At 66.0% G+C, this 7,115-nt stretch carries 6 protein-coding genes; all 6 read left to right on the forward strand.

Annotated elements, in window-relative coordinates:
* The coding region (locus M1B35_RS31835) for a LamG domain-containing protein (RefSeq protein ID WP_268264071.1) at positions 1–369 on the forward strand (369 nt) is incomplete at its 5' end.
* Positions 356–1,348: a vWA domain-containing protein gene (locus M1B35_RS31840; protein WP_268264072.1), complete on the forward strand. Its 993-nt coding sequence runs from the start codon at positions 356–358 to the stop codon at positions 1,346–1,348. The genes M1B35_RS31835 and M1B35_RS31840, both read left to right, overlap by 14 nt.
* Positions 1,349–2,935 (forward strand): VWA domain-containing protein, encoded by a 1,587-nt coding sequence (locus M1B35_RS31845; protein ID WP_268264073.1) that lies wholly within the window; start codon positions 1,349–1,351, stop codon positions 2,933–2,935.
* On the forward strand, positions 2,932–4,242 hold the full coding sequence (locus M1B35_RS31850) for a BatD family protein (protein WP_268264074.1): 1,311 nt from the start codon (positions 2,932–2,934) through the stop codon (positions 4,240–4,242). Before M1B35_RS31845 ends, M1B35_RS31850 begins: the two co-directional genes overlap by 4 nt.
* Entirely contained in the window at positions 4,239–5,261 is a 1,023-nt protein-coding gene (locus M1B35_RS31855; protein ID WP_123332534.1) for an HAD family hydrolase, read from the forward strand. The genes M1B35_RS31850 and M1B35_RS31855 overlap by 4 nt, the downstream gene beginning before the upstream one ends.
* 72 nt (positions 5,262–5,333) lie before the next feature.
* Positions 5,334–6,920: an arylsulfatase gene (locus tag M1B35_RS31860; RefSeq protein ID WP_123332532.1), complete on the forward strand. Its 1,587-nt coding sequence runs from the start codon at positions 5,334–5,336 to the stop codon at positions 6,918–6,920.
* Positions 6,921–7,115: the final 195 nt, after the last annotated feature.

Raw genomic sequence — 7,115 nt, forward strand, 5'->3', positions numbered from 1 at the left:
GTGGCTTACCCGAGCGATCCCGACCTGCCCCACACCCGTAGGCGCTGGCTTGCCAGCGATGGCGTCCTCACAATCGCTATCGCCGGCAAGCCGGTTCCTACAAAGGCCATGGCTTACCCGAGCGATCCCGTCCTGTCCCACACCTGTAGGAGCTGGCTTGCCAGCGATGGCGTCCTCACAATCGCTATCGCCGGCAAGCCGGCTCCTACAAAGGCCGTGGTTTACCCGAGCGATCCCGTCCTGTCCCACACCTGTAGGAGCTGGCTTGCCAGCGACGGCGCCCTCGAAATCGCTATCGCCGGCAAGCCGGTTTCTAAGAGGGCGGTACTGACCGATGTTCGGCGGGAGCAACGTCATGTGGCAGTTTGACTACCCCTGGCTGTTACTCTTGCTGCCCCTGCCCTGGCTTGGCTACCACTATTTGCCGGCTTACCGCGAAGCGCGCAGTGCGGTGCGGGTGCCGTTTTTTGGGGCCATGAGCCGGGCCATCGGCCAGGCCCCGCAACAGGCTGGCAGCCGCGAAAACCGTGGGCAATGGCTGCTCAACCTGCTGGTCTGGGCCCTGGTGCTGCTGGCGGCGGCACGGCCGGTGTGGGTGGAGAAACCCATCGTGCACCAGCAACCGGTGCGTGACCTGATGCTGGCCATCGACATTTCCCAGTCCATGGAAACCACCGACTTCAACGACGCCAACGGCCAGAAAATCAACCGCCTGGCCGCGGTCAAGCAAGTGGTCCACGGCTTTATCCAGCAGCGCAAGGACGACCGCCTGGGGCTGATCGTGTTCGGCAGCGGCGCCTATCCCCAGGCGCCCCTGACCCTGGACCACGCCAGCCTCGACCTGCTGCTGGACGACACCGGCATCGGCATGGCCGGCCCCAACACTGCCATCGGCGATGCCATTGGCGTGGCCCTGAAGCTGCTGGACCAGGCCCATGAACGGGAAAAAGTGCTGATCCTGCTCACCGACGGCAACGACACCAGCAGCGCCATCCCCCCCGAGCGCGCCGCCGCCATGGCCGCCGCCAAAGGGGTGGTGATCCACACCATCGGCATCGGCGACCCGAATGCCGACGGCGAGGCCAAGGTCAACCTCGGCGCCCTGCAACAGATCGCCAGCAGCACCGGCGGCCGCTATTTCCGTGCCGAGGACCGCAACGCCCTGGAACAGGTCTACGCCACCCTGGACCGCATCACACCGCACCAGGTACAGACCCTCAGCCATCAGCCCAAGCGCGACCTGTTCTTCTGGCCCCTGGGCGCGGCCATCGGCCTGCTGGCTCTGTATCACCTGCTGGCCCTGCTGTGGCCGCACCTGGCCCTCGCGCGCCAGCGGCAGGAGGCCTGAATGGACATCAACCTCAGCGCCCTGCACTTCCTGCGCCCCGGCTGGCTGCTGCTGAGCCTGTTCGGCGCCCTGCTGCCCCTGCTCTGGCTCCACAACCACGACCTGCGCCGGTGCCTGCGGGGCAACATCGCCCCGCACCTGCTGCCCCATTTGCTGATCACCCCCGAGGACCACCAGCGCCTGCGTCCGGTGCACCTGGCCTGCGCCTTGCTGGTGCTGGGCGGGCTGGCGACCGCCGGGCCGACCTGGCAGCAGGACCGCCCCGACTTCCTGGAAAACCGCGCGCCGCTGATCATCGCCCTCGACCTGTCGCCGAGCATGGACGCCAGCGACCTGGCGCCGACCCGCCTGGAGGCGGCCAAGCACAAGCTGCATGAGCTGATCCAACGCCGCAGCGGCGCCCGCACCGCGTTGATCGCCTATGCCGGCAGCGCCCATCTTGTACTGCCCGCCACCGACGACCCGGCCCTGCTGGACAGCTTTATCCAGGCCCTGAGCAGCGACCTGATCGAACGCCCCGGCAAGGACGTGGCCGCAGTGATCGATCAGGCCAAGCGCCTGCTGGGGGCACCACCGACCCCAGCCAGCCTGCTGCTGATCACCGACGGCGCCGACACCACCCAGCTCGCCGGGCTGCCGGCACGGCTCAAGGGCAGCCCGTTACAGGTGCTGGTCCTGGCCGCCGGCAGTCAGGACGGCGGGGTCATCCGCGACGCCAGCGGCCAACCGCGCACCGACAGCACCGGCCGCCCGGCCCTGGGGCCGTTCGACGGTGCCGCCCTCAAGCAACTGGCCTCGGCCCTGGATGCGCCTCTGGGCAGCCTGACCCTCAACGACGATGACCTGGACTGGATCGAAGGCCACGCCCAGCAGCACTTTGAAGCCGCTAGTGACCCCGAGCACACGCTGCAATGGCAAGACGCCGGTTACTGGCTGTGCTGGCCCTTGCTGCTGATTGCCGGCGTGTGCGTGCGCCGGGGCTGGAGCCTGAACTGGCTGGCGAGCCTGATCCTGGCGCTGGGCCTCGGCCTGCCACCGGCGAGCGCCGAAGCCAATACTTTGAGCGATGCGTTTTTCACCCCTGACCAGCAGGGCCGCTGGGCCTTCGAACACGGGCATTACCCGGCAGCGGCCGTGCTGTTTGTCGACCCCTACTGGAAAGGCATCGCCGCCTACCAGGCCGCCGACTACGACCTGGCCCTGGCCAGCTTTGCCCGGCTGGACAGCGCGCCGGCGTATTTCTACCTGGGCAATATCCATGTGCGGCGCTTCAAGTTCGACCAGGCCATCGCCGCCTACCAACAGGCCCTGAAGGTGCAGCCCCAGTTCCCCGAAGCCAGCACCAACCTGGCCCTGGCCATCGCCTTGAAAAAAGACACCGAGAGCGCCGAGCAGAACGCCCCTGAGGTCAAGCCTGACGCCATCAAATTCGACAAGGCGCCCGGCAAGGGCCAGAGCAAGGCCGTGCAAACCCAGCAGGCGAGCAACGACGACCTGTGGCTGCAGAACCTCAGCACCTCGCCGGCGCAGTTTTTGCGGCACAAGTTCAGCCTGCAAGACCTCGACGCCCAGCCGGTGACGCCATGAATGCCCTTCGATACGCCACCTTGGTTCTGGGGCTCTGGCTCAGCGGCGTGGCCCTGGCGGATGAACCTCAGCTGTGGGTGCACAGCCATCTTGACCCGGGCGACAGCGTGGTGGTCGGACAAACCCTGCAACTGCAAGTGGATGTGCTGACCAACAGCTGGTTTACCGGCGCCGCCCAACTGCCGGCCCTGCAGCTTGAGGGAGCCCTGGTCATGCCCCCAAGCAGCGAAGCCCAGCACATGACCCAAGACCTGCACGGCCAAACCCTCACCGGCTTGCGCTACACCTACCGCATCACCGCGCAGCAGGCGCAAAGCTTCGAGATCCCGGCCATCACCGTGCGCGCCACCCCGGGCCAGGCCAGCACCGAACTCAGCGCCCAGACCCAGCCCCTGCGCTTCAACGCGCGCCCCGTGCCGGGCGTCGCCCCCGGGGAAACGGTGCTGGTGGCCCAGGGGCTGCGTCTGAGCCAGAAGATCAGCGCCTCGGCCACCCCGCTCAAGGTCGGCGACAGCCTGACCCGGGGGCTGATCCTGCAAGCCGATGGGCCCCTAGGCCTGTCCCTGCCAGCGCCGGTCTTGGCCGACAGCCCGGGTCTGGGGCGTTACCCCCATCCACCGCGCATCAGCAACCTGGATGACGGCCGCGGGGGCGTCAGCGGCGGGCAACGCATCGACAGCGTCACCTACCGCATCGACCGCGAAGGCCACCACAGCCTGCCGCCGATCCAGGTCAAATGGTGGAACAGCGGCCAGCAGCAACTGCAGGTGGCCCAAGTGCCCGGCTACACCTTCGAGGCCCTGGCCAACAGCGGCTACCGGCCAGTCTTCTCCATCACCGAAGACCTCAAGCGCCTGGGGCAGCCGACCCGTTTGCAGCTGTCCCAGCACCTGCTGGGCCTGTTGGCCTTGTGCGCGCTGCTGGGCCTCGGCGGTTACCTGGCCCGGCCGTGGTGGCAGCGCGCCCGGCAGGCCTTGCAGCGCTGGCGCCACACGCGCCGGGCCACCTGGGAGCAATCCCCCGGGTACGCCTGGCGGCAGGTTCCAGGGCAACTCGAACAGGGCCAGTTCGGCGCCCTGTACCTGTGGCGCAAACGCCTGCAGCACCGCCTCGACCTGGCCAGCCTCGGCCCGCGCCTGCAAGGGCTGTTGCGCGCCTGCTACGGCCGCCAGGACAACCGCGCCGACGCCTTGCGCCAACTGCGCCAGGCCCTGCCCAGCCTGGCCCGGCAAGCCACCCCTCAACACCGCAGCACCGCCCACGCCTTGCGCCCCCTCAACCCCGGTCAAGAGAAGGACTTCCCATGACGCCATTCAACCCACTGCGCCCCCGCCAGGCCCTGGCCTGCCTGCTGCTTCTGCTCCTGCCGATACTGGCCCAGGCTAACGACCCCTTGCCCTCCTGGAACGACGGACCGACCAAGCGCGGGATCATCGAATTCGTCCAGGCGGTCACCACCCAGGGCGGCAAGGACTACGTCAAACCCCAGGAACGCATTGCCGTATTCGATAACGACGGCACCCTGTGGAGCGAGCAGCCGGCCTACTTCCAGGTGCTGTTCGCCTTCGACGAAGTCAAGCGTCTGGCGCCCCAGCACCCGGAATGGAAAACCACCCAGCCGTTCAAGGCGGTGCTGGAAAACGACCATCAGGCCCTGGCCGCCAGCGGCATGAACGGCCTGCTGCAGATCATCGCCGCGACCCATACCGGGATCAGCACCGAGGCGTTTATCGGCAACGCCAAGGCCTGGCTCGGCCTGGCCCGTCACCCGAAAACCGGCAAGCCCTACACCGACATGATTTACCAGCCGATGCTGGAGATGCTCGATTACCTGCGCAGCCAGGACTTCAAGACCTACATCGTCTCTGGCGGCGACACGGCCTTTATGCGGGCCTTTGCCGAAACGGTGTACGGCATCCCCCCGGAACAGGTGATCGGCACCACCTTCGTCACCCAGTGGCAGCTCAGGGACGGCCAGCCGTCGATCCTGCGCACGCCCAAGCTGGCCCACAACGACGACGGCCCGGGCAAGCCGGAAAGCATCGACGCAGTGATCGGCCGGCGCCCGCTGCTGGCCTTCGGCAACTCCGACGGCGACCTGCAAATGCTGCAGTGGACCGCCGCCGGCAGTGGCAAGCGCTTTATGGGGCTGGTGCACCACACCGACGCCAAGCGCGAGTGGGCCTATGACCGTCAATCCCAAATCGGGCGCCTGGACAAGGCCCTGGATGAAGCCAAACAACGAGGCTGGACTATCGTCGACATGGCGTCCGAATGGCGCCGGATCTACCCCTTCGAGAGCGCCTCTCCCGAGCAAGTGCAGTAACCAGAAACGTAACGCAGGACCGCACTCAACGTTGGTCGCCGAACGCGACTCAAGCAAAAAGGAGCAAGTCAGATGACTCGCATACGCAAGTGGTTACCTCAGGCCGCGCTGCTGGCGGCCTCGGTGATGGCCCTCTCGGCAACCGCCGGGGCGGCTGAAAAGCCCAACATCCTGGTGATTTTCGGCGACGACATCGGCCAGACCAACATCAGCGCCTATTCCATGGGTGTGGTCGGCTACAAGACGCCGAACATCGACCGGATTGCCAAGGAAGGTATGTTGTTCACCGACTATTACGCGGAGAACAGCTGCACCGCCGGGCGTTCGTCCTTTATCACTGGGCAGACGCCGCTGCGCACGGGCCTGTCCAAGGTGGGTGCGCCCGGCGCCACCGTGGGCCTGCAAAAACGCGACATCACCATCGCCCAGGCGCTCAAGTCCCAGGGCTATGCCACCGGCCAGTTCGGCAAGAACCACCTGGGCGACAAGGATGAATACCTGCCCACCCAGCACGGCTTCGACGAGTTCTTCGGCAACCTCTACCACCTCAACGCCGAAGAGGAACCCGAGCGCCCCTACTGGCCCAAGGATGACCCCGACTTCGTCAAGGCCAACTCGCCACGCGGGGTGATCCACAGCTTCGCCGACGGCAAGGTCGAAGACACCGGCGCCCTGACCACCAAGCGCATGGAAACCATCGACGACGAAACCACTGCCGCGGCCCAGGCCTTTATCGAGAAACAGGCCAAGGCCGACAAGCCGTTCTTCGTCTGGATGAACACCACGCGCATGCACCTGTTCACCCATGTGCGCGACTCGATGAAGGGCCAGAGCGGCATGCCCGGCAACGAGTACGCGGACGGCATGGTCGAGCATGACGGCGACGTCGGCAAACTGTTGAAGACCCTCGACGACTTGAAGATCACCGACAACACCATCGTGGTCTACACCACCGACAACGGCCCCAACCAGTTCTCCTGGCCGGACGCGGCGACCACACCGTTCCGCAACGAGAAGAACTCCAACTGGGAAGGCGCCTACCGGGTGCCGGCGATGATTCGCTGGCCGGGCAAGATCAAGCCCGGGGAGGTTTCCAATGAAATGTTCTCCGGCCTCGACTGGTTCCCCACCCTGCTCGCGGCGGCGGGTGACACCGAGGTCAAGGACAAGCTGCTCAAAGGCTGGGCGCCCAGCACGGGCGGGGCCAACTTCAAGGTGCACCTGGACGGCTATAACCAACTGCCCTACCTGACCGGGCAACAGCCTGCCGGCGAGCGCAAGGAGTTCTACTACTTCAACGACGACGGCATGCTGGTCTCGATGCGCTTCGGCAACTGGAAAGCGGTGTTCGCCGAACAGCGTGCGCCGGGCGGTTTTGCGGTATGGAGCAACCCGTTCACACCGCTGCGCGTGCCGAAGATCTTCAACCTGCGCATGGACCCCTATGAACGTGCCGACGTGGTTTCCGATCAGTATTACGACTGGTCGACCAAGAACGTGTACCTGGTCGCCGTGGCCACCACCAAAGCGGCTAAGTTCCTGCAAACCTTTATCGAATACCCGCCCAGCCAGAAACCGGCGAGCTTCAGCATCGACCAGATCCGCGAAGCGGTGGATGCCAAGATTGCCGAAAAAATGAAGGCCCAACCGGCCCAGTAAACCCACCGCCCGGACCACCGGGCGGTGCCCTTTTCAAGGGTGGCTTGCTGGCGAAGCGGCCCTCTGGTTTGAGCACGATTTGAGACCGCCATCGCTGGCAAGCCAGCTCCTACAAAAGCGAGGTGCACATCCTGTAGGAGCCGGCTTGCCGGCGATGGGGGCCGAGGCCTTGGCGCCATCTTGAGACCGCCATCG

The organism is Pseudomonas morbosilactucae (assembly GCF_023241665.1).
Classification (GTDB): Bacteria; Pseudomonadota; Gammaproteobacteria; order Pseudomonadales; family Pseudomonadaceae; genus Aquipseudomonas; species Aquipseudomonas morbosilactucae.

What these genes read in the sequence shown, in the direction of transcription:
- M1B35_RS31845 (WP_268264073.1), top strand. Translation starts at nt 1,349, where the DNA reads ATGGACATCAACCTCAGCGCCCTGCACTTCCTGCGCCCCGGCTGGCTG.
- M1B35_RS31855 (WP_123332534.1), top strand. Translation starts at nt 4,239, where the DNA reads ATGACGCCATTCAACCCACTGCGCCCCCGCCAGGCCCTGGCCTGCCTG.
- M1B35_RS31860 (WP_123332532.1), top strand. Translation starts at nt 5,334, where the DNA reads ATGACTCGCATACGCAAGTGGTTACCTCAGGCCGCGCTGCTGGCGGCC.
- M1B35_RS31840 (WP_268264072.1), top strand. Translation starts at nt 356, where the DNA reads ATGTGGCAGTTTGACTACCCCTGGCTGTTACTCTTGCTGCCCCTGCCC.
- M1B35_RS31850 (WP_268264074.1), top strand. Translation starts at nt 2,932, where the DNA reads ATGAATGCCCTTCGATACGCCACCTTGGTTCTGGGGCTCTGGCTCAGC.